This window comes from Caballeronia sp. LZ028 (genome assembly GCF_031451415.1).
Lineage (GTDB): Bacteria > Pseudomonadota > Gammaproteobacteria > Burkholderiales > Burkholderiaceae > Caballeronia > Caballeronia zhejiangensis.
On record NZ_JARUXN010000001.1, the window covers coordinates 581,481 to 607,553 of the forward strand.

General features: G+C 63.1%; 23 protein-coding genes. 19 read left to right on the forward strand and 4 right to left on the reverse strand.

What is annotated here, in order from left to right:
* The first annotated feature begins 58 nt into the window (after window positions 1–58).
* Both QCE58_RS02810 and QCE58_RS02815 read left to right on the forward strand, forming a co-directional pair.
* Window positions 59–1,654, forward strand: coding sequence for an MFS transporter (locus tag QCE58_RS02810; RefSeq protein WP_175979783.1), 1,596 nt, complete (start codon window positions 59–61; stop codon window positions 1,652–1,654).
* Window positions 1,655–1,666: 12 nt separating this feature from the next.
* The gene (locus QCE58_RS02815) at window positions 1,667–2,137 is read left to right on the forward strand and encodes a MarR family winged helix-turn-helix transcriptional regulator (RefSeq protein ID WP_008351651.1); all 471 of its coding nucleotides are present in this window, start codon (window positions 1,667–1,669) and stop codon (window positions 2,135–2,137) included.
* Here QCE58_RS02815 and QCE58_RS02820 read toward each other — a convergent pair.
* Window positions 2,134–3,408: an amino acid deaminase gene (locus QCE58_RS02820; RefSeq protein WP_008351648.1), complete on the reverse strand. Its 1,275-nt coding sequence runs from the start codon at window positions 3,406–3,408 to the stop codon at window positions 2,134–2,136. The two genes, QCE58_RS02815 and QCE58_RS02820, sit on opposite strands and share 4 nt — an antisense overlap.
* Before the next feature lie 134 nt (window positions 3,409–3,542).
* Here QCE58_RS02820 and QCE58_RS02825 point away from each other — a divergent pair, with 134 nt between their 5' ends.
* Genes QCE58_RS02825 through QCE58_RS02835 form a run of 3 tightly spaced genes read left to right on the forward strand, consistent with a single transcriptional unit; the run spans window position 3,543 to window position 6,332 of the window.
* Window positions 3,543–4,430, forward strand: a complete 888-nt coding sequence (locus tag QCE58_RS02825) for a MurR/RpiR family transcriptional regulator (protein ID WP_250501699.1) — start codon at window positions 3,543–3,545, stop codon at window positions 4,428–4,430.
* A 2-nt stretch (window positions 4,431–4,432) separates the two neighbouring features.
* The gene (locus QCE58_RS02830) at window positions 4,433–5,917 is read left to right on the forward strand and encodes an amidohydrolase family protein (protein WP_034470570.1); all 1,485 of its coding nucleotides are present in this window, start codon (window positions 4,433–4,435) and stop codon (window positions 5,915–5,917) included.
* A gap of 34 nt (window positions 5,918–5,951) precedes the next feature.
* Window positions 5,952–6,332 (forward strand): RidA family protein, encoded by a 381-nt coding sequence (locus QCE58_RS02835; RefSeq protein WP_008351642.1) that lies wholly within the window; start codon window positions 5,952–5,954, stop codon window positions 6,330–6,332.
* Between the two features lie 56 nt (window positions 6,333–6,388).
* On the opposite strand, the gene queF is transcribed toward QCE58_RS02835, so the two are convergent.
* Genes queF through ilvA form a run of 3 tightly spaced genes read right to left on the reverse strand, consistent with a single transcriptional unit; the run spans window position 6,389 to window position 9,651 of the window.
* A complete protein-coding gene (gene queF / locus QCE58_RS02840) occupies window positions 6,389–7,213 on the reverse strand; it encodes an NADPH-dependent 7-cyano-7-deazaguanine reductase QueF (protein WP_008351640.1) in 825 nt (274 codons plus the stop codon).
* A complete protein-coding gene (locus QCE58_RS02845) occupies window positions 7,210–8,121 on the reverse strand; it encodes a 5'-nucleotidase (RefSeq protein ID WP_008351638.1) in 912 nt (303 codons plus the stop codon). Before QCE58_RS02845 ends, queF begins: the two co-directional genes overlap by 4 nt.
* Window positions 8,122–8,127: 6 nt before the next feature.
* Entirely contained in the window at window positions 8,128–9,651 is a 1,524-nt protein-coding gene (ilvA, locus tag QCE58_RS02850) for a threonine ammonia-lyase, biosynthetic (RefSeq protein WP_008351636.1), read from the reverse strand.
* A gap of 494 nt (window positions 9,652–10,145) precedes the next feature.
* Between ilvA and QCE58_RS02855 the strand changes: the two genes are divergently transcribed.
* The 14 genes from QCE58_RS02855 to QCE58_RS02920 all read left to right on the forward strand — a co-directional run bounded on the left by QCE58_RS02855 (window position 10,146) and on the right by QCE58_RS02920 (window position 26,064).
* Window positions 10,146–14,240 carry an FAD/FMN-binding oxidoreductase gene (locus QCE58_RS02855; RefSeq protein WP_034470575.1) on the forward strand — a complete coding sequence of 1,365 codons (4,095 nt, stop codon included), beginning with the start codon at window positions 10,146–10,148 and terminating at the stop codon, window positions 14,238–14,240.
* Window positions 14,241–14,276: 36 nt separating this feature from the next.
* Complete coding sequence (locus QCE58_RS02860) at window positions 14,277–14,711, forward strand: HIT family protein (protein ID WP_008351633.1); 435 nt, start codon at window positions 14,277–14,279, stop codon at window positions 14,709–14,711.
* A gap of 9 nt (window positions 14,712–14,720) precedes the next feature.
* A complete protein-coding gene (locus tag QCE58_RS02865) occupies window positions 14,721–15,128 on the forward strand; it encodes a gamma-butyrobetaine hydroxylase-like domain-containing protein (RefSeq protein WP_250480256.1) in 408 nt (135 codons plus the stop codon).
* 84 nt (window positions 15,129–15,212) lie between these two features.
* Entirely contained in the window at window positions 15,213–15,944 is a 732-nt protein-coding gene (ubiE, locus tag QCE58_RS02870; RefSeq protein ID WP_175979785.1) for a bifunctional demethylmenaquinone methyltransferase/2-methoxy-6-polyprenyl-1,4-benzoquinol methylase UbiE, read from the forward strand.
* A 25-nt stretch (window positions 15,945–15,969) separates the two neighbouring features.
* Entirely contained in the window at window positions 15,970–16,980 is a 1,011-nt protein-coding gene (locus QCE58_RS02875) for a Tim44-like domain-containing protein (protein ID WP_008351625.1), read from the forward strand.
* A 125-nt stretch (window positions 16,981–17,105) separates the two neighbouring features.
* Window positions 17,106–17,810, forward strand: a complete 705-nt coding sequence (locus tag QCE58_RS02880; RefSeq protein WP_409014090.1) for an SCP2 domain-containing protein — start codon at window positions 17,106–17,108, stop codon at window positions 17,808–17,810.
* A gap of 22 nt (window positions 17,811–17,832) precedes the next feature.
* On the forward strand, window positions 17,833–19,404 hold the full coding sequence (gene ubiB / locus QCE58_RS02885) for a ubiquinone biosynthesis regulatory protein kinase UbiB (RefSeq protein ID WP_008351622.1): 1,572 nt from the start codon (window positions 17,833–17,835) through the stop codon (window positions 19,402–19,404).
* Between the two features lie 11 nt (window positions 19,405–19,415).
* The gene (locus tag QCE58_RS02890) at window positions 19,416–20,033 is read left to right on the forward strand and encodes a methyltransferase (RefSeq protein WP_250433651.1); all 618 of its coding nucleotides are present in this window, start codon (window positions 19,416–19,418) and stop codon (window positions 20,031–20,033) included.
* 149 nt (window positions 20,034–20,182) lie between these two features.
* Complete coding sequence (locus QCE58_RS02895) at window positions 20,183–20,554, forward strand: FmdB family zinc ribbon protein (RefSeq protein WP_250480258.1); 372 nt, start codon at window positions 20,183–20,185, stop codon at window positions 20,552–20,554.
* A 134-nt stretch (window positions 20,555–20,688) separates the two neighbouring features.
* Window positions 20,689–21,351, forward strand: coding sequence for a DUF502 domain-containing protein (locus tag QCE58_RS02900; protein WP_008351614.1), 663 nt, complete (start codon window positions 20,689–20,691; stop codon window positions 21,349–21,351).
* A gap of 91 nt (window positions 21,352–21,442) precedes the next feature.
* Window positions 21,443–23,245, forward strand: a complete 1,803-nt coding sequence (gene aspS / locus QCE58_RS02905; protein WP_008351612.1) for an aspartate--tRNA ligase — start codon at window positions 21,443–21,445, stop codon at window positions 23,243–23,245.
* A 109-nt stretch (window positions 23,246–23,354) separates the two neighbouring features.
* Window positions 23,355–23,831, forward strand: coding sequence for a dihydroneopterin triphosphate diphosphatase (gene nudB / locus QCE58_RS02910; RefSeq protein WP_250480259.1), 477 nt, complete (start codon window positions 23,355–23,357; stop codon window positions 23,829–23,831).
* Window positions 23,828–25,117, forward strand: coding sequence for a phosphatidylserine/phosphatidylglycerophosphate/cardiolipin synthase family protein (locus QCE58_RS02915; protein ID WP_250520912.1), 1,290 nt, complete (start codon window positions 23,828–23,830; stop codon window positions 25,115–25,117). Before nudB ends, QCE58_RS02915 begins: the two co-directional genes overlap by 4 nt.
* A 272-nt stretch (window positions 25,118–25,389) precedes the next feature.
* Window positions 25,390–26,064 carry a TetR/AcrR family transcriptional regulator gene (locus tag QCE58_RS02920; protein ID WP_008351607.1) on the forward strand — a complete coding sequence of 225 codons (675 nt, stop codon included), beginning with the start codon at window positions 25,390–25,392 and terminating at the stop codon, window positions 26,062–26,064.
* The last annotated feature ends 9 nt before the right edge of the window (window positions 26,065–26,073 follow it).

Genomic DNA, 26,073 nt, shown 5'->3' on the forward strand with positions numbered 1-26,073 from the left:
TGCGCGCCCGTGCTATGATTCCATTTCCGTTGACTAGTCAATCATTGCGCTTACAAAGATGGCCGTTCATACAGCCGCGCATCATTCCAGCGGGCAGGTGCTGCCTTTTCGCGAATCCCTCATGGCGATGCTGGGCGTTTCGTTCGTCACGATGCTCGTCGCGCTCGATCAGACTGTGGTCGGCACCGCGCTGCCGACGATCGTCGCGGAGCTTAAAGGCTTCGATCTCTACGCGTGGGTCGCCACGTCGTATCTTCTGACTTCCGTCATCACCGTGCCAATTTTCGGACGCCTCGGCGATTACTACGGCCGCAAGCCGTTCGTGATCGCGTCGATCGTCGTGTTCACCGTCGCCTCCGTGCTGTGCGGGCTCGCCAACAGCATGATGTTCCTCGTGCTCGCGCGCGGCTTGCAAGGCATCGGCGGCGGGATGCTCGTCGGCACGGCGTTCGCGTGCATCGCCGATCTTTTCCCCGATAACGTCGTGCGCCTGCGCTGGCAAGTGCTGATGAGTTCCGCGTTCGGCATCGCGAACGCGGTCGGGCCGTCGCTCGGCGGCTTCCTCACGCAGTATTACGGCTGGCGTTCGGTCTTCTACGTCAATCTGCCGGTGGGCATCGTGTCGCTCTTTTTCGTGTGGCGCTTCCTGCCGCATCTGCGGCACGTCGCGCATGAAGGCAAGATGCGCCTCGACTGGCCGGGCGCCGCGCTGATCGCGGTGGCGCTCGGCGCGCTGCAATTGTTCGTCGAAATGCTGCCGAAACACGGCTTCGGCGCGGAATCCGTCGCGCTGCTCGCGATGAGCGTCGCCGCCGGCTTCGCGCTGTGGAAGTGGGAAATGCGCTGCGATTACGCGATCCTGCCCATCGACATGTTTCGCAACAAGGCGCTCGCCGCGCTCTTCACGCTCGCGATTCTCGGCGGTTTCACGATGTTCTCGCTGCTCTTCTATGCGCCGCTGCTGTTCCAGGGCGGCTTCGGCATGTCGCCGAAGGACGCGGGCATGATGATTACGCCGCTGGTCGTGTTCATCACGATCGGCAGCATCGTGAACGGGCGCATCGTCACGCGCCTGAAGAACGCCAATCTGATGCTGTACGTCGGTTTCGCGCTGCTCGCGGTGTCGTGTCTCGGCACCGTCGTCGCGACGCACAACATGCCGCGTTCGCTGCTGCTCGTCGTCATGCTGCTCGGCGGACTCGGCCTTGGCTTCGTCATGCCGAATCTCACCGTGTTCGCGCAACAGACCGCGGGCCGCGCGCATCTGGGCATCGCGACGGCGCTTTTGCAGTCGCTGCGCATGATCGGCGGGATGATCGGCACCGCGCTCACCGGCACGCTCGTCGCGCATCTCTATGCGAGCGGCGTGAATCTCGCGCTGGAAAAAGATCACGCGATGCATTGGGCCGCTGATCTCTCCGATCCGCAAATCCTCATCAATCGCGAAGGTCAGGAGACGCTGCTTGCGCAACTGAGCGCGGCGGGGCATAACGGCGCGATGCTGCTCGAAGCCGCGCGCGAAGCGCTCGTCGCCGCGATCCACATTGGTCTCGCGCTCGCGGCGGTGATCGCGGTGGTGTCGTTGTGGCAGTCGCGCCGCGTTCCGCCGGTGCGACTGAAAGGGCCGCAAGAGCCGGTCATCCTCGCCGAATGATAGAGAAAGAGCATGAATGAACAGGACCGTATCGCCGTGGTGCAGCAATTCGGGCGCACATATCGCGCGTTCATGTCGGCGTTCGAGACGGCCGTCGGCCAGCCGATGCCGCGCTGGCGCATTCTGCTCGCGTTGCACGAGCACGCGGGCGTGCTGTCGCAGAAGCGGCTCGTCGAGCATCTGAAAGTGGACCCGGGCGCGCTGACGCGTCAGCTAAAGACGCTGGAAGGACTCGGCTGGATCGTGCGCAGCGTCGATGCACGCGACAATCGCGTGTCGAATGTCGCGCTGACGGCGCAAGGACGCGCCATCGCGGAAGATGGTTTGCCGCGACGCAATGCGTTCCTTCACGACACGATGGCTTCGCTGCCCGACGAGGCCATCGAGGCCTTGTCGAGCGCGCTGCACATGTTCGAGGGACGCCTTCAGGAAGTGGCGGCCGCGAATGCCGCATCGGCGGCCGCGCTAGAAGAAAAGGCTTAGAAGAACGTTTCGATCACTTCGGTGACGCGATACTTCGGGTCGACGACCAGAATCTGACGCCACTTGTCGAACGTCAGGCACGGATGCGAGATATCGAACGCGATCATGTCGCCGACTTTCACGTCGTCGCCCGGCTTGATGCGCAAGTACGCGTGCTGATCCATCAGGCCGAAAATCTCCCAGCCTTCGTCGGGCGATACGTCACGCGGCGCTTCGTTGCCCGGACGATAATGCTTCGCCGGCTCCGGCATGCCCGCATCGAACGCGGAATCGCGCTTGCCCAGACCGATGATCGCGCGGTCCGGTTCCGGAATCGACTGCACGTACGCCCATAGTTGCAGCGCCGGCTTCAGACCTTGGCCCATCTTCTTCGCGATAGGATTGCGCGCGAAAATCTCGTTCTGCGCTTTCTTGTAGATGCCGACGTCGTGCGTCAGATAGCAGCCCGGCCGCAGGACGACCTCGATCGCATCGCTGTTGGCCTTCGCGAACTCGTCGGCGACGACGTCGTACCACGCCGATCCCGCGCCCGACAGAATCGCCGGCTTGCGCGCGATCTTGCCTTCGCCGATCAGCTTGCGCGTGACATCGACCGCGCTCTTCAGAAACTCGCGCACCTTGGTTTCGTCCTGCAGCACGCCTTCATACAACTCGATGCCCGCGAGTTCGATCGTGCCGTTCCAGCGCGCGATCGCGGCGAGCACGGCATCGCGCTGCGCGTCATCGCGCACGCCGGTGCGTCCGCCCGGCACCCCGAGTTCGATCAGCACGTTCAGCTTCTTGCGCACCGAGCTGAAAAATTCGCCGAGCTGATCGACGCCATCGGCTGAATCGACGAGACAGAAGAACTCGAAACTCGCGTCCGTGAGCAATTCGGCGATCATGCCCATGTTGCGTTTGCCGACGAGCTGATTCGCCATCAGGACGCGATGCACGCCGCCGCGATACGCCGCGCGCACCTGATGCGCGGTTGCGAGCGTAATGCCCCACGCGCCGGTGTCGAGCTGACGGCGGAAAAGTTGCGGCGCCATCGTCGTCTTGCCGTGCGGCGCGAGCTTCACACCGTATTCGCCGACAAAATCCTGCATCCACTTCAGATTGTGTTCGATGCGATCCGAATAGAGGACGGCGGCGGGCAGGCTCACGTCCTCTTCGAGCAGATTCCATTGCAGGCGCGACGCGTCGTTCAATTGGATGCCCGTGCCGGGCACCATGCCGAGGCCCTTGCCGAACGGGTCGATCGTCGCGTTCTGATAGTTTGTAACTTTCATGTGCTGCCACTCCATCGTCCGTTTAAATAAACCCCGCGCGCAGTGCGATGTGCGTCAAGGTTGACGGTGCCATGTTAACCAAAGTAGCATCCGGGAAGGAAATGTTATTTAGTAACACGGGCTCATCGTAAACCATGAACGGCCACGCCGACACGCTCAGTTTCGACATCGTCGCACGCATCGCGGAGCGGGCGCCCGAGTTGCGCGGGGCCGAGCGCAAGGTAGCCGCGCTGATTCTCGACGACATCGTGAGCGCGTCGCGCGCGAGCATCGGCGCGCTGGCGGACAAGGCCGAGGTCAGCGTCGCGACGGTGACGCGTTTCGCGAAAGCCGTCGGTTGCGAGGACGTGCGCGAACTGAAGCTGCGGCTCGCGCAGGCGGCGGGCGTCGGACAGCGTTTCTTCCGGCGCGACGCGGACGCCGTGCCCGATTCGCTCGCCGCGCGCATCTTCGAGGAAGTGCAGGCGACGCTCGCGCAGAATCAGGGCGCGCTCGCCGCCGCGCCGATCGCCGAAGCCGCGGATGCGCTCGCGGCCGCGTCGATGATCTACGTGTTCGGCATGGGCGGCGGCTCCACGGCGCTCGCCGACGAAATGCGCTTTCGCCTCGTGCGGCTCGGGCGGCCGGTCGCGTCGTATCAGGACGGGCTGTTGCAGCGCATGGTGGCGTCGACGTTATCGAAGGAACATGTGGTCGTCGCGCTTTCGGTGACGGGGCAGACGCCCGAGATCGTCGAAAGCTGCGCGCTGGCGAAGCAGTACGGCGCGCGCGTGATCGCGCTGACCGCGCCCGCATCGCCGCTCGGCGCGCTCGCGGACTGGCTGGTTCCGGTCATCGCGATCGAAACGGATTTCATCTACAAGCCCTCGTCGTCGCGTTACGCGATGATGATGGCGCTTGATTTGCTCGTCACCGAACTGGCCGTCAAGCAGGCCGATCACAGCCGCGAACTGTTGCGCCGCATGAAGCACGCGCTCGATTCGCATCGCGGCGGCGGCGAGCGTCAACCCTTGGGAGACTGATCATGGAATCGTTGAAGGCCGACACGCTGATCGTCGGCGCGCGCGTGATCGACGGCACGGGCGCGCCCGCCGTCGAACGCGATGTCGCCGTGCGCGACGGACGCATCGTTGCGATCGAGGCGCCGGGCGGTCTCGCGGACTGGACCGCCGACGACGTGTTCGACGCGCAAGGCAAAGTGCTCGCGCCCGGTTTCATCGACGTCCACACGCACGACGACACGCACGTGATCCGCTCGCCGCAGATGATGCCGAAGATCACGCAGGGCGTGACGACGGTGATCGTCGGCAATTGCGGGATCAGCGCGTCGCCGGTGACGCTGAAGGGCGATCCGCCCGATCCGATGAACCTGCTCGGTGACGCCGCCGCGTTCGCGTACCCGACTTTCGCGTCTTACGTCGATGCCGTGAATGCCGCGCGCCCGACGGTGAATGTCGGCGCGCTCATCGGCCATACGGCGCTGCGCAACAATCATATGGACCGGCTGGATCGCGGCGCGTCCGCCGATGAAGTCGCCGCGATGCGCGCGCAGCTCGAAGAAGCGCTGGGTAACGGCGCGCTCGGATTGTCGAGCGGATTGGCGTATGGCTCGGCGTTCAGCGCGCCGCCCGAGGAAGTGCAGGCGCTCGCCGAGCCGCTCGCGAAAGCGGGCGCGCTCTACACGACGCACATGCGAACCGAGTTCGACGCCATTCTCGACGCGATGGACGAGGCGTATCGCGTCGGGCGTCATGCACGCGTGCCGGTGGTGATTTCGCATCTGAAGTGCGCGGGGCCGTCGAACTGGGGACGCAGCGCGGAAGTGCTCAAGTCGATCGAAGCGACGCGCGACGGGCAGCCGGTCGGATGCGATTGTTATCCGTATAACCGCAGTTCATCGACGCTGGACTTGAAGCAGGTGACGGGCGATATCGACATCACGATCACCTGGTCGACGCCGCATCCGGAGATGGCCGGCAAGCTGATCCGCGAAGTCGCCGACGAATGGAAGGTGACGCAGCAGGAAGCGGCGAAGCGCTTGCAGCCGGCGGGCGCGGTGTATCACAACATGTCGGAAGACGACGTGCGGCGCATTCTTTCGCATCCCGCGACGATGGTCGGTTCGGACGGTTTGCCGAACGATCCGCTGCCGCATCCGCGTTTGTGGGGCGCGTTTCCGCGCGTGCTCGGCCACTATGCGCGCGACGAAGGCGTGCTGACGCTCGAAGAAGCCGTGCGCAAGATGACGAGCCTGTCGGCGCGGCGTTTCAGCATCGCGGAGCGCGGCGAAGTGAAGGTCGGCTATCACGCGGATCTGGTCGTGTTCGATCCGGAGCGCGTGATCGATTCGGCGACGTTCGCGAATCCGCAGCAGGCGGCGGACGGCATCGACGCGGTGTGGGTGAATGGCGTTTTGACGTATCGCGAGCAGGCCGTGACCGGCGCGCGAGCGGGACGTTTCGTGGCGCGCGGTTCGGCATCCAAGCTGGATGCGGCCGGCGCGTTTTGAGCACTGATTCGAGTCAGGAAAAGGAGTCTGAAAGATGAAGCGTTATGGCGTGGAAGGTGGCAAGGGACAAGGCGGCGCGCATATGCCGTTCGCACGCGCGGTCGAGGCCGATGGCTGGCTGTTTGTGTCGGGCCAGACGCCGATGGAAGATGGCGAAGTGATCAACGGCGGCATCGTCGAGCAATCGCACAAGGCGATTCAGAACGTCATCGCGATTCTGAAGGAGGCGGGTTACGGCACCGAGCACGTCGTGCGCTGCGGCGTGTGGCTGGACGATCCGCGCGATTTCGCGTCGTTCAACAAGGTGTTCAAGGAGTACTTCGGCGCGAATCCGCCGGCGCGGGCTTGCGTGGTGTCGTCGATGGTGATCGACTGCAAGGTCGAGGTGGATTGCGTGGCTTATAAGAAGGCGTAAGAAGGCGAACATGCGATCGCGGCTCTGATACCTGTGAAGCAGAGCCGCGTCGTTATTCACTGCCGCGCCAGCCGCGCATTATCCGGCATCGGCAAGTTGAAATTCGTTCTGAACGGATTGATATCCAGCCCGCCGCGCCTCGTATAACGCGCATACACCGCGAGCCGTTCCGGTTTGCACTCCCGCATGATGTCCATGAAGATGCGCTCGACGCATTGCTCATGAAACCCCGTATGTTCGCGGTAAGACACGATATACCGCAGCAATCCCGCGTGATCGATCTGCCCGCCGTAATAGCGGATCTGCACGCTGCCCCAGTCCGGCTGTCCCGTAACCGGGCAATTCGATTTCAACAGGTTCGAAAACAACGTCTCGTCGACGGGCGCTTCATCGTGCGCGGCCTTCAATAACGAAGGATCCGGCGAGAAAACATCGCAATCGAGATCGAGCCGGTCGAGCGACAAACCATCGAACTCTTCCATCGTGAGCTTGCCGAAATCGGCCGGCGCGGCGAGTTGCACCGAAACGGTCGCGCCGCAGACGGCGGACACATCGCGCTTGATTGCCGCGCGCACGTCGTCGATCGAATCGAATTGCGTCTGCGCGAACGAGCCGAGATACAGCTTGAACGACTTCGATTCCACGATGTTCGGCGAATCCGCCGGCACGAAGAACGTCGCGACCGCGATCTGCGGCTTGCCGCGCTTGTTCAGCCATGACAGCTCATACGCGTTCCAGATATCCGTGCCGAAGAACGGCAGACGCGCGGGCACGGCGATCGCATCGCGCGCGCGCTTGCGGTCGATCGGAAACAGCAGCGACGCATCGTACTGTTCGGTGTAATGGACGGGCTTGCCGAGCGGAGATTGATCGGGTGTCATGATGCGTTCGCTATGCCGCTGAGAACGTGCCCCGTCGCGGTGACGACGCGAGCCGATTCGCAGTGGCGAATTTGATCGTCGAAGAAAAAGTCGGGCTCGAATTCGCGCAGGAATTCGCCCTTGTCGAGTCCGCCGAGAAACATCGCTTCGTCGATTTCGATGTTCCACGCCATCAGCGTGCGGATCGCGCGCTCGTGCGCCGGCGCGGACCGCGCGGTGACGAGCGCCGTGCGGATGTGCATCGGCTGATCGTCGTGATCGTCGGCGATGCGCTGCAATTTGTTGAGCGCGGCGAGCAGCGGCTTAAGCGGACCGTCCGGCAGCGGCGACTCGCGTTTGTCCAATTCATGCCCGACGAACGCATGCAAACCATCGCTTTGAAACACGCGCTCGGCTTCGTCGGAAAAGAGCACGGCGTCGCCATCGAACGCGATGCGGATTTCGTCCGCGTAACGGCTCGCGGCGCGCGGCGTTTCCGGCAGCACGCGCGCGGCGGGAAAACCGGCGGCGAGCGCGTCGCGCACATCGTCCGGATTCGCCGATAGAAACAGCGACGCCCGCAACGGTTTCAGATACGCAAACGGCGAACGGCCGCGCGTGAACACGCCGCGCTCGATCGCAAGTCCGTGTTCGCGGCACGAATGAAACGCGCGCAGCCCGCTGATCGGATCGCTGCGCGACAGGATCACCACTTCGACGCGCTGTTCATCCGCGTTCAGCGCGAGCAGCTTGCGGATCAGCCCGAACGCGACGCCGGGTTTCGCGGGCGTGTCGAGCCGCGAGCGTTGCAGCGCTTCGTATTGCGCGAGATCGCCGGTCTCGAAGACGCGGTTCTCTTCCTCGAAATCGAACAGCGCGCGCGACGAAATCGCGACGACGAGCTTGTCTTCGAGCGTGAACTTCGGCATTTCGATTTACGCCAGAAACAGCTTGTAGACCGGATTCGCGCCTTCGTCCCACCACGGATAGCCGAGCGTCGCGAGGAAGCGCTCGAACTCCGCGTTGTCCGACTGCGGCACCTGAATGCCGACGAGAATCGAGCTGTAATCCGCGCCCTGATTCCGGTAATGGAACAGGCTGATGTTCCAGTCGGGCGCCATCGACGAAAGGAACTTCATCAGCGCGCCCGGACGTTCCGGAAACTCGAAGCGCAACAGACGTTCGTCGCGCGCGAGCGGCGAATGTCCGCCGACCATGTAGCGAATGTGCTGCTTCGAGAGCTCATCGTGCGAAAGGTCGACGGTCGCGAAACCATGCTCGATGAACGACGACATCATCTGCGCGGTTTCCTTGCGCGACTTGATCTGCACGCCGACGAAGATATGCGCGGCTCTTTCATCGGCGATGCGGTAATTGAACTCGGTCACGCTGCGTGTGCCGACGAGCTCGCAGAAGCGCCGGAAGCTGCCGCGCTCTTCGGGAATCGTCACGGCGAACACGGCCTCGCGCGCCTCGCCGACTTCCGCGCGCTCCGCGACGAAGCGCATGCGGTCGAAGTTCATGTTCGCGCCCGACGTCACCGCGATGAGCGTCTTGCCCTCGATGCCCTCGCGCTCCGCGTACAGCTTCGCGCCCGCGACCGCGAGCGAGCCGGCGGGTTCGAGCACGCTCCGCGTGTCCTGGAAGACATCCTTGATCGCGGCGCAAAGGGCATCGGTATCGACGGTGATGACTTCATCGAGCAACTCGTTGCACAGCCGGAACGTTTCCTCGCCGACGAGCTTCACCGCCGTGCCGTCCGAAAACAGGCCGACTTCGGAGAGCGTCACGCGCTCGCCCGCCTTGATCGACTGCGCCATCGCGCAGGAATCCTCGGTCTGCACGCCGATCACCTTGATCTCCGGGCGCACCGCCTTGATGTACGCCGCGACGCCCGCAGCCAGCCCGCCGCCGCCGATCGGGCAGAAGATCGCGTGGATCGGACCCTGATGCTGGCGCAGGATTTCCATCGCCACCGTGCCTTGTCCGGCGATCACGTCCGGATCGTCGAACGGATGCACGAAGGTCAGGCCGCGCTCTTCCTGAAGCTGCACGGCGCGCGCGTAGGCGTCGCTGTACGACTCGCCCGCGAGCACGATTTCGACCGTCGGGCCGCCGTGCGCGCGAATCGCGTCGATCTTCACTTGAGGCGTGGTCGTCGGCACGGCGATCACCGCGCGGCAGCCGAGCCGCGCCGCCGACAGCGCCACGCCCTGCGCGTGGTTGCCCGCCGACGCCGTAATCACGCCGCGTGCGAGCACATCTGCCGGGAGCTGCGCCATCTTGTTATAGGCGCCCCGAATCTTGAACGAGAAAACCGGCTGATTGTCCTCGCGCTTGAGGAACACGGAGTTGCGCAGGCGCGCGGACAGGTTGCGCGCGGGTTCGAGCTCGCTTTCACGCGCGACGTCGTACACGCGCGCGGTCAGCACTTTTTTCAGGTAGTCGGGATGTGTCATGCGAGAAATCGTCAGGCGGCCGCGATGCGCGCAGGTTTTTGAGAGCGAAAGCATCAATGATAGCGCCATCCGCGCGCGTTCCGGGCGCGCCGTGTGCTTCGACCGTCCGGACGGTCGTGTAAAAAAGCGTCGAAAATGACATGAACGCGTCGCGAATCCGCACGCAAAAGCCCCTTCTCGCTGCTAGCGCCCGCAAACGCGCGTTTGCCCGATGGGTTAGAATTTCCTTTTACGAATCAGCAATCAGGATCGGCAGATGCACCGGCAGCTTCGGATCGATTTTCTGGCGCATGTTTCCCGCGAGTCGCATCCCGCGGCGGAAAGGCATGCGCGCCACGCGCGATCGTGGCGTTGATCCAGGGCACACCGAAGGCGCTGTGACGAGCCCGGCGGCCTTCGCCAAGAGAAGTTTCATTCGAAAATTTGCGCCCCCACGCGCATCGCCGGCATTTCCGCTTTTCTAGCGCGAGCGCCGGCACACCGAACCGTCGAACATGAACGCACCTCAAGCCTTCGATCCGAACGGCGCCCATGCCGCCTTGGCGCTCGATATCGAGCCGCGTCTCCGCGAAATTCCCTATAACTACACGTCGTTTTCCGATCGTGAAATCGTCATGCGGCTCCTCGGCGACGAAGCCTGGGCCGTGCTCGACGAACTGCGCAACGAGCGCCGCACCGGCCGTTCGGCGCGCATGCTGTACGAAGTGCTCGGCGACATCTGGGTCGTGCGGCGCAATCCGTATCTGCAGGATGACCTGCTCGACAATCCGAAACGCCGGGCGCTGCTCGTCGAAGCGCTGAATCACCGTCTCGCCGAAATCGAAAAGCGCCGCAGCGCCGATCTCACCGCGCATAGCGACGAAGCCGGCAGCCGCGAACGCGCCGAGCGCGTGCAGTTGCTGGTCGCCGCCGCGCGCCGCGCCGTCGATGATTTCGCCGCCGAGTTCGGCCGCATGGCCGACTTGCGCCGCCGCGCGTCGCGTGTTCTGGGCAAGGAAACGCAGAAGGACAACATCAAGTTCGACGGCCTGTCGCGCGTCGCGCACGTCACCGATGCAACCGACTGGCGCGTCGAATACCCGTTCGTCGTGCTGACGCCGGACACCGAAGCCGAAATCGCCGGACTCATCAAGGCGTGCTTCGAACTCGGGCTTACCGTTATTCCGCGCGGCGGCGGCACCGGCTACACCGGCGGCGCGATTCCGCTCACGCCGTTTTCGGCGGTCATCAACACGGAAAAGCTGGAACAGCTCGGTCCCGTCGAAATGACGGATCTGCCGGGCGTCGATCACAAGGTCGCGACGATTTTCTCCGGCGCGGGCGTGGTCACGCGGCGCGTCACCGAAGCGGCGGAGCAGGCGGGCTTCGTGTTCGCCGTCGATCCGACTTCGCTCGATGCGTCGTGCGTCGGCGGCAATGTCGCGATGAACGCGGGCGGCAAGAAGGCGGTGTTGTGGGGCACGGCGCTCGACAACCTCGCGTGGTGGCGCATGGTCGATCCGGAAGGCAACTGGCTCGAAGTCACGCGTCTCGATCACAACTGCGGCAAGATTCACGACGTCGAAGTGGCGCGTTTCCGGCTCGACTGGTTCGACGGCAATCGTCCGCCGGGCGAGAAGCTGCTGCGCACCGAAAGCCTCGACATCGCCGGGCGCACGTTCCGCAAGGAAGGGCTCGGCAAGGACGTCACCGATAAATTCCTCGCCGGGCTGCCCGGCGTGCAGAAGGAAGGCTGCGACGGTCTCATTACGTCCGCGCGCTGGATTTTGCACAAGATGCCCGCGCATACGCGCACCGTCTGCCTCGAATTCTTCGGCCAGGCGCGCGATGCGATTCCGAGCATCGTCGAAATCAAGGACTATCTGTTCGAGACGTCGAAGCAGGGCGGCGCGATCCTCGCCGGCCTCGAACATCTCGACGAACGCTATCTGCGCGCGGTCGGCTACGCGACCAAGAGCAAGCGCAACGCGTTTCCGAAGATGGTGCTGATCGGCGATATCGTCGGCAATGACGCCGATGCCGTCGCCGCCGCCACATCGGAAGTCGTGCGCATGGCGAACGGCAAGAGCGGCGAAGGCTTCGTCGCGGTGAACGCCGAGGCGCGCAAGCGTTTCTGGCTCGACCGCTCGCGCACGGCCGCCATCGCGAAGCACACGAACGCGTTCAAGATCAACGAAGACGTCGTGATTCCGCTCAATCGCATGGGCGAGTACACGGACGGCATCGAGCGCATCAACATCGAGTTGTCGCTGAAGAACAAGCTGCAACTCGTCGACGCGCTCGAAGCGTTCTTCCGCAACGGCAAGCTGCCGCTCGGCAAGTCCGACGACGCGAACGAAATTCCGAGCGCCGAACTGCTCGAAGACCGCGTGCAGCAGGCGCTCGATCTGCTGAAGCGCGTGCGTGAGCGCTGGACGTTCGTCGGCGACAAGCTCGACATGTCCTTGCGCGAGGCGCAGCACTATCTCGTCAATCTGGGCTACGAAGCGCTCGCGGAAAAGTTCGCGGATCGCGTCGACATTCAGCCTGACGCCAACGTGTTCCATGTCGCGCAGGACCGTACGGTGCGCGTGTCGTGGAAGCAGGAAATCCGCGCGGAACTGCGCCAGATCTTCAACGGCGGCGAGTTCAAGCCGATCCTCGACGAAGCGCAGGCCATCCACAAGCAAGTGCTGCGCGGGCGCGTCTTCGTCGCGCTGCACATGCATGCGGGCGATGGCAACGTGCACACGAACATTCCCGTCAACTCCGACAACTACGCGATGCTGCAGGACGCGCATCACGCGGTCGCGCGCATCATGAAGCTCGCGCGTTCGCTCGACGGCGTGATCTCGGGCGAGCACGGCATCGGCATCACGAAGCTGGAATTCCTGACCGAAGACGAAATCGGCGATTTCCGCGCGTACAAGCAGCGCGTCGATCCGCATGGCCGCTTCAACAAGGGCAAGCTGTTCGACGGCGCCGATCTGCGCAACGCCTACACGCCGTCGTTCGGGCTGATGGGCTACGAGTCGATCATCATGCAGCAGTCGGATATCGGTGCGATTTCCGAGTCGATCAAGGACTGCCTGCGCTGCGGCAAGTGCAAGCCGGTCTGCGCGACGCACGTGCCGCGCGCGAACCTGCTCTACAGCCCGCGCAACAAGATTCTCGCGACGTCGCTGCTCGTCGAAGCGTTCCTGTACGAAGAGCAGACGCGCCGCGGCGTGTCGATCAAGCACTGGGACGAGTTCAACGACGTCGCCGATCACTGCACGGTCTGTCACAAGTGCGTGACGCCGTGTCCGGTGAAGATCGATTTCGGCGACGTGTCGATGAACATGCGCAATCTGCTGCGCAAGATGGGCAAGAAGAAGTTCAACGCGGGCAACGCGGCGGGCATGTTCTTCCTGAACGCGACGAATCCGCAGACCATCAATCTCGCGCGCAACGTGATGATGGACTTCGGCTACAAGGCGCAGCGTTTCGGCAACGATGTGCTGAAGAAGATCGTCAAGAAGCAGACGGCGCAGCCGCCCGCGACGGTCGGCAAGCCGCCGGTCGTGACGCAGGTGATCCACTTCGTCAACAAGAAGATGCCGGGCAATTTGCCGAAGAAGACGGCGCGCGCGCTGCTGGATATCGAGGACAACAAGATCGTTCCGATCATCCGCAATCCGCAGACGACCACCGTCGATTCGGAAGCCGTGTTCTATTTCCCCGGCTGCGGCTCGGAACGTCTCTTCTCGCAAGTCGGGCTCGCGACGCAAGCGATGTTGTGGGAAGCGGGCGTTCAGACCGTGTTGCCGCCGGGCTATCTGTGCTGCGGCTATCCGCAGCGCGGTTCCGGCCAGTACGACAAGGCCGAGAAGATCGTCACCGACAATCGCGTGCTGTTCCATCGCGTCGCGAATACGCTGAACTATCTCGATATCAAGACCGTGGTCGTGTCGTGCGGAACGTGCTACGACCAGCTCGCGGGCTATGAATTCGAGAAGATCTTCCCGGGCTGCCGGATCATCGACATTCACGAGTTCCTGCTCGAGAAGAACATGAAGCTCGACGGCGTGACCGGCACGCGCTACATGTATCACGATCCGTGTCACTCGCCGATCAAGACGATGGACCCGGTCAAGCTCGTCAACGATCTGATGGGTTCGCAGAACGACGGCTACAAGATCGAGAAGAACGATCGATGCTGCGGCGAATCGGGCACGCTCGCGGTCACGCGTCCGGACATCTCGACGCAAGTGCGCTTCCGCAAGGAAGAAGAGATTCGCAAGGGCGCGGCCAAGTTGCGCGGCATTCCGCTCGTCGCGGAAGCGGGCTCGAACGCGATCAATCCGATGAACGCGTCTGCGGGCTCGGCCGGCGCGGCGCCCGGTTCGGTGCTCTCCGCAGGCGATGGCGCGCAGACCAACGGCACGGACGTGAAAATCCTGACGAGCTGCCCGTCGTGCCTGCAAGGTCTGTCGCGCTACAACGAGGACGCCAACGTCGAGGCGGACTATATCGTCGTGGAAATGGCGCGCAAGGTGCTCGGCGAAAACTGGATGGAACAGTACGTCGAACGCGCGAACAATGGCGGTATCGAGCGCGTGCTGGTGTAATAGCGAAATCGAGGTTTGATTCGCTAGAGGTATGAGATGGACTGTGTGTTTTGCCGTGAAGACGGCGGCGAAGTGCTGTGGTCGGACGACACGTTGCGCGTCGTCCTTGCCGATGAGCCCGACTGGCCGGGCTTGTGTCGCGTGATCTGGGGCGCGCACGTCGCCGAAATGTCCGATTTGCCGGATGCCGACCGCGTGCGCGTGATGACCGCCGTCAACGGCGTCGAGCGCGCGATGCGCCGCGTGCTCGTGCCGGAAAAGATCAATCTGGCGAGTCTCGGCAATCAGGTGCCGCACGTCCACTGGCACGTCATTCCACGCTTTTCCAACGATTCCCGCTTTCCTCTGCCGATCTGGGCGCCGCGCCAGCGCACGGTGTCCGAATCGCAGCTATCGAAGCGCCGCGCGCAGGCCACGCTTTTGCGCGAACAGGTGCGCAACGAGCTGAACCAGGCCTTCGGCCATCAATAAGACGAGATCATGAGCGGACTCACTTCCACGACGCCGATTCCCACCGGCGTCGTCGTGCATTCGAAATCGCGCGTGCTGGAGCTGCAATACGGCGACGAGTCGTATCGCGTGCCGTTCGAGCTTCTGCGCGTCTATTCGCCGTCCGCCGAAGTGCAGGGCCACGGCCCCGGACAGGAAACGCTGCAGACGGGCAAGCGCGAGGTGACGATCATCGGCGTCGATCCGGTCGGGCACTATGCGCTGCAACTCAATTTTTCGGACGGTCACAATACCGGCATCTATTCCTGGGACATCCTGCACCATCTGGCGACGCGTCAGGACGAACTGTGGCGCGAGTATCTGGCGAAGCTGGAAGCCGCCGGCGTGGACCGAGACGCGCCGATGGCCGCAAAACCATCCGGCGGACACTGTCACTGAGCAATAGGGCTGCGGCATAACGCCGCATAGCCGGCGCGAGTTTTGCGCAGACATAGAACGAACAACAGGCGAGGAAAACGCGCGATGAGCAAGACCCACTTCGGATACGAAACGGTCGAAGAGCAGGACAAGGCGAAGAAAGTGGCGGGCGTGTTTCATTCCGTCGCGGGCAACTACGACTTGATGAACGACCTGATGTCCGGCGGACTGCATCGGATTTGGAAACACTTCACGATCGGGCAGGCCAAGGTGCGGCCGGGCTACAAGGTGCTGGACATCGCCGGCGGCACGGGCGATCTCGCGATGGCGTTTGCCAAGCAGGCCGGCGAGACCGGCGAAGTCTGGCACACGGACATCAACGAATCGATGCTGCGCGTAGGCCGCGACCGGCTGATCGACAAAGGCGTGCTGACGCCCGCGCTGCTCTGCGACGCCGAAAAGATCCCGTTCCCGGACAATTATTTCAATGTGGTTACAGTTGCCTTCGGTCTTCGTAACATGACGCATAAGGATCGCGCGTTGGCCGAAATGACGCGCGTGCTGAAACCCGGTGGAAAGCTGCTCGTGCTGGAATTTTCGAAAGTATGGGAGCCGCTAAAGAAGCCGTACGATGTCTACAGTTTCAAGATTTTGCCGTGGCTTGGCGAAAAAGTGGCCAAAGATGCGGATAGCTATCGGTACTTGGCCGAGTCCATCCGCATGCACCCGGACCAGGAAACTCTCAAAACAATGATGGAACAAGCGGGCCTGGATCGAGTCGAATATTACAATTTGTCAGGTGGCGTGGTAGCGTTACACGTCGGGACCAAATTTTGATGTTCCACTCTCTTAAGGATTCGATATGTTCGATTCGCGCAAACCCCAATCCCGGGGTTTCCTGAACCTCTTCTTCAGGAAGGCCGGAATCTTGGCGCTGGCTGGCGTTATTGCGGCCGGCGCAATCTTCGCGGAAACGGCGGAAGCCAAGCGCATGGGCGGCGGCCGGAGCATGGGCCGTCAGTCGGCCACGGCAACGCAGCAGCATCAGGCGACGCCGCCTTCGCAGTCTCAATCGATGCAGCAGAACAACGCAGCGCAGGCACAACGCGCGCCGGCCGCGCCGGCCGCACCCGCCGCGGCGCAACCCGCGCGCAATCGCTGGCTCGGGCCGATCGCCGGTCTCGCGGCGGGTCTCGGCATCGCGGCGCTCCTGTCGCACTTCGGGCTGGGCGAGGCGTTCGCCGGCGCGATGGCCAACATGATCATGATCGCGTTGATCGTGCTGGCGGCCGTCATGCTGTTCCGCTTCATCATGCGCAAGCGTCAGGGCAACAACACGCCGGCATACGCGGGTGCCGGATCAGCTTCGGGTTCGCCGTACGGCGCGGCCGCGCGCCAGAGCCTGAATCAGGAACCGCCGCAAATGCCGCAGCAGCCGACCGGTTTCGGTGCCAACTACATCGAATCGCCGGCGACGCAAGCGGTCGCGAATCCCAACGTGCCGGCGGGCTTCGACACCGAAGCATTCGTGCGTAACGCGAAGGTCTACTTCGTGCGTTTGCAGGACGCGTGGGATCGCGGCAACGTCAACGACATCCGCGAGTTCACGACGCCCGAGATGTTCGCCGAGGTGAAACTCGACGTCGACGCACGCGGCAGCGCGCCGAACCGTACCGACGTGGTTCAGCTCAACGCCGATGTGCTCGGTGTCGAGGACCGTGCGTCCGAGTATCTCGCGAGCGTGCGCTTCCACGGCCTGATCCGCGAGTCGGAAGGGGCGGCGGCGGAACCGTTCGTCGAGGTCTGGAACCTGTCGAAGCAGAAGTCGGGCAACGAAGGCTGGCTGCTGGCGGGCATTCAGCAGGTCAGTTGAGCTCGACCATGCCCTTGGCCGAATGGCCAGGGCGCCGGCAACCGTCGGTGTGATGGCCGGTTGCGAAGGTAGAATAGAAACCCGCGCGAGAAGTGTCCCGCGCGGGTTTTTTCATCTCACAGCCGATGACGAACGCAGACGAATCCGCCCGTCCCGCAGCAAATCCCGCCTTGAAGACCGCGTCCAGTGGATTCGCGGCCGCCGTGAACCATCTGCTCGTGCGCGAGCCCTGGGCGCTCGAGCGGCTCAAGCCTTATGCAGGCAAGCGCGTGAAGCTGTCGTGCGGGCCGGTTTCGATCGCGCTCGTCGTGCAGCCGGACGGTCTCTTCGCGGCAACCACGGAAGCGGAAGCGGGCGCATTCGACGTGACGATCGCCGTGCCGCTCGACGCGCTGCCCGCGTTCGTGCAAGGCGGCCAGGCGGCGGTGATGAAACACGTTCGCATCGAGGGCGACGCCGAATTCGCGACGACGCTCGCCAAGCTGGCCGAACATCTGCGCTGGGATCCGGAAGAGGATCTGGCGCGCGTAATCGGCGACGCGCCCGCGCATCGCGTTGGCATCATCGCGCGGGCGGTGCAGGAGCAGGCGCAGCGCACCGGGCGCAATCTTCTTGACACCTTCACCGAGTATTTCCTCGACGAGCGCCCGCAACTCGTGCGCAAGAGCGCGCTCGACGCATTCAATGCCGAGCTTTCGAAAGCGCGCGATGCACTGGCGCGCGTCGAAAAGCGCATCGAAAGAATCGAACGGCAAACCGAACAATCCCGGCCGGCGAGCGGCGCCTCAGCGCGATCCGGCGGCGAGTCTGTGCGCGACTCGGACGAATAACGAGCTGAAGCAAATTCGAACCATGCGTTTTCTGCGTTTCCTCAAGATTTTTTTCACGATCGTCCGATTCGGTCTCGATGAGCTGGTGATGAGCGGCATCGACGATCGTCGCGTGCGCTACCTCATGCGTATCACGACGTTCGGCCGCAGGTTCGACGTCGAGCGCGGCATCCGCTTGCGGCTCGCGCTGGAAAGCCTCGGGCCCATCTTCGTGAAGTTCGGGCAAGTGCTGTCGACGCGGCGCGATCTTCTGCCCGTCGATGTCGCCGACGAGCTCGCCAAGCTTCAGGATCAGGTGCCGCCGTTCGATTCGGCGGTGGCCGTGTCGATCATCGAGAAATCGCTCGGTGCGCCCATCGACGAATTGTTCGACGATTTCGAGCGCGTGCCGGTGGCGAGCGCGTCGATCGCGCAGGTGCATTTCGCGAAGATCAGGAACGGCGAGCACGCGGGAAAGGCCGTCGCGGTGAAGGTGTTGCGCCCGGGCATGCTGCCCGTGATCGACTCCGACCTCGCCCTGCTGCGCGACATCGCGACGTGGGCCGAGCGCCTCTGGGCGGACGGCCGGCGTCTGAAACCGCGCGAAGTGGTCGCGGAGTTCGACAAATATCTGCACGACGAGCTCGATCTGATGCGCGAGGCCGCCAACGGCAGCCAGTTGCGCCGCAATTTCCAGGGGCTCGATCTGCTGCTCGTGCCGGAGATGTACTGGGACTTGTCCGCGCCGACGGTGCTCGTCATGGAGCGCATGGTCGGCGTGCCGATCAGCCAGGTGGAGACCTTGCGCGCCGCGGGCGTCGATATTCCCAAGCTGGCGCGCGAAGGCGTCGAGATTTTCTTCACACAAGTGTTCCGCGACGGCTTCTTTCACGCCGACATGCATCCCGGCAACATTCAGGTGAGCCTCGATCCGGCGACGTTCGGGCGCTATATCGCGCTGGATTTCGGCATCGTCGGGGCGCTTTCGGACTTCGACAAGAACTACCTCGCGCAGAACTTCCTCGCCTTCTTCAAGCGCGACTATCACCGCGTCGCGACGCTGCACCTCGAATCCGGCTGGGTGCCGCCGAGCACGCGCGTCGAGGAACTGGAAAGCGCGATCCGCGCGGTCTGCGAGCCCTATTTCGATCGCGCGCTGAAGGACATTTCGCTCGGGCAGGTGCTGATGCGCCTTTTCTCGACGTCGCGACGCTTCAATGTCGAGATTCAACCTCAACTCGTGCTTCTGCAAAAGACGATGCTCAACGTCGAAGGACTCGGGCGCTCGCTCGATCCGGAGCTGGATCTGTGGAAAACGGCCAAGCCGTATCTCGAGCGCTGGATGAACGAGCAGATCGGCTGGCGCGGCTGGTACGAGCGCCTTCAAATGGAAGCGCCGCAGTGGAGCAAGACGATTCCGCAGCTGCCGCGGTTGATTCACCATATTCTGGCGGAGCGCCACGACGCGCCGAAAAGCGGCAGCGACGAACTGATGCGAATGCTCCTTGCGGAGCAGAAGCGCACGAACCGCCTGCTCGTCGCGGTGCTCGTTGCCGGTGTCGTCGCGATGGCGGGCGCGGGCTTCGTAATCGCGCAGTTCTGGCTCCATCCCTGAGGGCGCGCAGCATGAGCGATCCGACGAACTCAAACGTTCCCGATTTCGAAAACCGCGATCCGAACTCTCCGGGTTTCTGGGATGAACGTTTCGGTCAGCACTTCACGCCGTGGGATCAGGCCGGCGTTCCGGAGATGTTCAAGAGTTTCGTCGCGTCGCGCAGTGCGCAGAGTGTGCTGATTCCGGGCTGTGGCAGCGCGTACGAAGCGCTCCATCTTGCCGAACGCGGCTGGCCGGTCCGCGCAATCGACTTCTCGCCGGCCGCTGTCGAGGCGGCGCGCGCGCAACTCGGCGCGCATGCGGGCGTCGTCGAAGAGGCGGATTTTTTTGCGTATGTGCCGCCGTTTTCGCCGGATTGGATCTACGAGCGCGCGTTTCTCTGCGCGCTGCCGAAGACCCGCTGGCAGGATTACGCCAGCCGGATGGCGGCGTTGCTTGCGCCCGGCGCGCTGCTGGCGGGCTTCTTTTTCATCGGAGCGACGCCGAAAGGGCCGCCTTTCGGAATCGAGCGCGCCGAACTGGATGCGCTGCTGTCGCCGCACTTCGAATTGATCGAAGACCGCGAGGTGAGCCACTCGATACCCGTATTCGCCGGCCGCGAGCGCTGGATGACGTGGCGGCGAATCTGAGCCAGCCGGCTTGAAATTCGCCGCCGACGCCCTGAAATATTGCGCGGTTAATCTTGCGCCCGCGGTCCCGAAAAGCGCGGGCCAATATCGGTTTGCGGCTATAATTCAAGGCTTTGCAAGCGTCGACAGATCATTGTAGGAAGAGTGCCATGCCGATTTACGCGTACCGTTGCGCCGACTGCGGCCACGAAAAAGACGTGCTTCAGAAACTGAGCGATGCGCCGCTCACGCAGTGTCCCGCCTGCGGGAAGGACACTTTTTCGAAGCAGGTGACTGCCGCCGGATTCCAGTTGAAGGGTTCAGGCTGGTATGTCACCGACTTCCGTGGCGGAAAAAGCAATGCCGGCAACAAGAGCAACGCGGCCGCGTCTGACGCATCGGCGGCGAAATCGGACGATGCCGCTTCTGCCGGTTCCGGCAACTCGAATTCGAGCGATAGCGCGACGCCGGCGAGCACGCCATCATCCTCGGATGCCGCCAAACCCGCTGCGGGCGCGTCCGCATCGTCGAGCGCCGCCTGAGCGCCAGACGGCCGGCGCGGCGGGCCACATGCCGCGCCGATGACCTCGTAGACCGCGCTCAGCCGAGCGCGACCCGCCTGCCAAGCCGAATCTCCGACGCACTCGAGAGCCGGCGCAGCCTTCGCCCCGTGTAAATGACCACGAAAAAGACTACGCTGAAAACCGTGTTCCTCACCGGCCTGCTCGTGCTGGTGCCGCTCGCCATCACCTTGTGGGTGCTCGGGCTCGTGATCGGAACGATGGACCAGACGCTGCTTCTGCTGCCGCAATCGTGGCAGCCCGAGCGGATCGTCGGTTTTCATCTGCCGGGCGTGGGCGCGGTGCTGACGCTTGCGTTCATTTTCATCGTCGGGCTGTTGACGCAGAACTTCGTCGGCCAGAAGCTCGTGAAATGGTGGGACGCCATCCTTCGTCACATTCCGGTCGTCGGCCCGTTGTACACGAGCGTGAAACAGGTGTCGGACACGTTGCTGTCTTCGAGCGGCAACGCGTTTCGCAAGGCGCTCCTGATCGAGTATCCGCGCAAAGGCTCGTACACCATCGGATTTCTCACGGGCATTCCGGGCGGCGACGTGCTGAATCATCTCGATGAAGAGCACGTGAGCGTCTATGTGCCGACGACGCCGAACCCGACGTCCGGCTTCTTCCTGATGATGCCGAAAAGCGAAGTCGTCGAACTGGACATGACCGTCGACGCCGCACTGAAGTACATCGTCTCGATGGGCGTGGTGGCCCCTTCGCCGAGCGCACCGACACCGGTCGCGCCAGCCCGCCGCCCCACCGAGCCGCCGATGTAATGCCGGCGCGCGCGCAGCGAGAGTCAGCCGCGAGAGAGCATGACCCGAGCGCGCGAGCCGTTGATTAACGAACAACGAAAGACACAACATCATGTCGATGCGATCTGAATACTGCGGTCTGGTGACCGAGGCCCGACTGGGCGAAACCGTCTCGCTGTGCGGCTGGGTGCATCGCCGGCGCGATCACGGCGGCGTTATCTTCATCGACTTGCGCGACCGCGAAGGCCTCGTTCAAGTCGTCTGCGACCCGGACCGCGCCGAGATGTTCAAGGTGGCCGAAGGCGTGCGCAACGAGTTCTGCGTGCAGGTGAAGGGCGTCGTGCGCAACCGTCCGGAAGGCACCGTCAATGCGAACCTCACGAGCGGCAAGATCGAAGTGCTGTGCCACGAACTCGTGGTGCTGAACGCATCGGTGACGCCGCCGTTCCAGCTCGACGACGACAACCTGTCGGAGACCACGCGCCTCACGCATCGCGTGCTCGACCTGCGCCGTCCGCAGATGCAGAAGAATCTGCGCCTGCGCTATCGCGTCGCGATGGAAGTGCGCAAGTATCTCGACGCGCAGGGCTTCATCGACATCGAAACGCCGATGCTGACCAAGAGCACACCGGAAGGCGCGCGCGACTACCTCGTGCCGTCGCGCGTGAACGCGGGCCAGTTCTTCGCGCTGCCGCAGTCGCCGCAATTGTTCAAGCAATTGTTGATGGTCGCGAACTTCGACCGTTACTACCAGATCACCAAGTGCTTCCGCGACGAAGACCTGCGCGCCGACCGTCAGCCGGAATTCACGCAGATCGACTGCGAAACCTCGTTCCTCACCGAGCAGGAAATCCGCGATCTGTTCGAGAACATGATCCGCCACGTCTTCAAGGAGACGATGGAAGTCGCGCTGCCCGAGAAATTCCCGGTCATGCTGTACTCGGAAGCGATGCGCCGCTTCGGCTCCGACAAGCCGGATCTGCGCGTGAAACTCGAATTCGCCGACCTGACGGATGCCGTGAAGGACGTCGACTTCAAGGTGTTCAGCATGCCGGCCAACTCGAAGGACGGCCGCGTCGCGGCGCTGCGCGTGCCGAAGGGCGGCGAGTTGTCGCGCGGCGACATCGACGGCTACACGGAATTCGTGCGCATCTACGGTGCGAAGGGGCTCGCGTGGATCAAGGTCAACGACAAGACCAAGGGCCGCGACGGCCTGCAAAGCCCGATCGTCAAGAATCTGCATGACGCGGCGCTCGCGGCGATCATGGAGCGCACGGCGGCGGAAGACGGCGACATCATCTTCTTCGCGGCGGATCGCGCGAAGGTCGTGAACGACAGCCTCGGCGCGCTGCGTCTCAAGATCGGTCATTCGGAATTCGGCAAGGCGAACGGCCTGCTGGAAACCGGCTGGAAGCCGCTCTGGGTCATCGACTTCCCGATGTTCGAGTACGACGAGGAAGAGAACCGCTACGTGGCCGCGCATCACCCGTTCACGAGCCCGAAGGACGAGCACCTCGAGTATCTGGAAACGGACCCGGGCCGCTGCCTTGCGAAGGCGTACGACATGGTGCTGAACGGCTGGGAAATCGGCGGCGGTTCCGTGCGTATCTTCCAGGAAGACGTGCAGAGCAAGGTGTTCCGCGCGCTGAAGATCGGCGCTGAAGAAGCCCGCCTGAAGTTTGGCTTTTTGCTCGACGCGCTGCAGTACGGCGCGCCGCCGCATGGCGGCATCGCGTTCGGTCTGGACCGCATCGTCACGCTGATGTCCGGCGCCGATTCGATCCGCGACACGATCGCGTTCCCGAAGACGCAGCGCGCGCAGGATCTGCTCACGCAGGCCCCGAGCGAAGTGGACGAGCGCCAGTTGCGCGAGCTGCACATCCGTCTGCGTCAGCCGGAGCAGAAAGCGCAATAAGCAGCTTTCGTTGTCGATGTGATGAAAAAGGCGCCGGGTGCGCCTTTTTCGTTTTTTGCGTTACAGTCTTTGGGCATAAACAGATAAAGAAACGCGCGTTCAAAAGCTCATGCAGAAGCCGCCCAAAATTCCCGAATCCGTCCTCGTCGTCATTCATACGCCCGAGCTCGACGTGCTCATCATCGAACGCGCGGATCACAAGGGCTTCTGGCAATCGGTGACGGGCTCGAAGGATCACATCGACGAGCCGCTCATCGAGACCGCCGCGCGCGAGGTGCAGGAAGAGACGGGCATCGTGATAGGCAGCGCGCTCGTGCCCGAGAACGCGCTGCTCGACTGGCATCACAGCATTCAGTACGAGATTTATCCGCAATGGCGGCATCGCTACGCGGAAGGGATCATGCGCAACACTGAGCATCAGTTCAGCCTGCTCGTGCCACATTGTCTCGAAGTGACGCTCGCGCCGCGCGAACACACCGCGCATCTCTGGCTGCCGTTTCGCGAGGCCGCCAACCGATGCTTCTCGTGGTCGAACCGGGAAGCGATCCTGCAATTGCCCGAGCGCCTCGCGGCGCATAACCGATGATCGGACTGCGTCCCCGGCGCAGTTTCAAGCGGCTGCGCCAGGCGCTGTTCTCCGGCCGCCGGCCGCCGCGCTTATGCTTTACGACGGGCAATCACGTCAGGCTCTTCAAAGGTGGCGTGCAGTTCTTTCCGGCGTTGATCGAGCGGATCGACAACGCGCGCAAATCGGTGTCGCTCGAAACCTACATCTTCGCCAACGACGACATCGGTCGCGCCGTCTCCGATGCGCTCGTGCGCGCCGCCGAGCGCGGCGTCACGGTGCGCGTGATCACGGATGGCATCGGCACGGAAAGCAATCTGCCGATGTTCGAGCTCTGGAAGGCGCGCGGCGTCGAGCATCGCATCTATAACCCGCATCTGCTGTTCGGTCCGCAAGGCTGGTCGCGCACGCATCGCAAGCTCGCGCTGATCGACGAGACCTTTGCGTTTTGCGGCGGCATCAATATCGTCGACGACTACGACCAGAACGGCACGCGTCTGGAGCGTCCGCGCTGGGATTTCGCGATGGAGGCGCAAGGCCCCGTCGTCAAGGACGTGCGCGAAGCGTTCGATCTCCAATGGCAGCGCATCCGGCTCGGCGTGAAGCCGCGTCAGCCGTCGCAGCCGGGTTGTGAAACGCAAGAGAGCGATCGCGCGCCCGGCCGATGGAACGCCCGTCGCGCCATGCTGGCACGCCGGCGCGCGCGTCTCGGCGAGATTCACGCGGTCGATCGCCCGTGCGTCGCTTTCGTCGCGCGCGACAATCTGCTCAACCGGCGCGCGATCGAAAAGGCGTATCTGCGGGCGATCGCGAACGCCGAGAGCGAAGTCCTGCTGGCGAATCCTTACTTCATGCCGGGTCGCAAGCTGCGGCGCGCGCTTGTCAACGCGGCGGGGCGCGGCGTGCGCGTGTCCCTCGTCATCGGTCGTAAAGAGTTCGTCGCGCTCGATTACGCGACGCCGTTTCTCTACGGCAATCTGCTCAAGCATGGCGTGAGGATCGCCGAGTATGAGAAGACGATGCTTCACGGCAAGGTCGCGGTAGTGGACGCGGACTGGGCGACCATCGGCTCATCCAATCTCGATGCGCTTTCGCTCGTGCTCAACAACGAGGCCAACATGGTGCTCGTCAATCATTCCGAGATCGCGGGGTTGCACGACGCCATTCTTCAGGCTTTTGACGAAGGCCGCCCCATCGATGAAAAACACTATGCGGCGCGGCCCGTTACGGAGCGCACGCTTAATTGGCTGGCTTATAACACGTACCGGCTGATGATGAAGGTGATCACCATCGGGCAGTACGATTAACCTGCCTTTTAGCAGCGATTGCGCAAAAATACATACCGACAAGCAGCGCTGGAGAAGGCTTCCCACGAATCGGGAAATTCGGGCAGTCACTTACAGGCAGTCCGTACATAAAACGCGACAATGAACCCGGACATTGTTGAGATTTATCCTATAGACAAGGCTTGGCGTTTTAGAAATGCGTGTCTAAAAATCTGCTTGTATCACCAACGTTCGGCCATAATAATAGAACGGCCGTTCGATTTTACGGGTCACATAAGAACGGTAGGGACATCATGCGAAAAGGCGAACAGACGCGGGCCGCGATTCTCGACGCAGCGCTGGAGTTGGCAAGTCGGGACGGGCTGGAAGGGCTGACGATCGGCCTGTTGGCCGAACGGATGCAAATGAGCAAGAGCGGTGTGTTTGCGCATTTCGGGTCGCGCGAGGACTTGCAGGTGGAAGTGGTGCGCGAGTACCACAGGCGCTTCGAAGATGAGGTGTTCTTTCCGAGCCTGCGTGAGGTGCGAGGCCTGCCGCGATTGCGCGCGATGATGAATCGCTGGATGGAGAAACGCATCCAGGAAGTGACCACGGGTTGTATCTATATCAGCGGAGCGGTGGAGTACGACGACCGCGCCGCGAGCGCCGTGCGCGAGCAGCTCGTGCATAGCGTGAGCATGTGGCGCGAGGCGCTGCTGCGCGCGATCCGCCAGTCGAAGGACGAAGGGCATCTGAAGGCGGAAACCGATCCGCATCTGATGCTGTTCGAGCTGTACAGCTTTACGCTCGGCCTGCATCACGACGCGCGCTTCCTGCATCTGCCGGAAGCCGTGCAACTGACGCGGGACGCGCTGGAAAAGACGATTCAGTCGTATCAGACGTCGAGTGCGGGCGCGAATGGAAGCGTTGCGCAGCCGACTCCGATCCCGGCCACGAATCTGACATCGCAACAGACCGACAGCCGTTAGCGGCGCCGT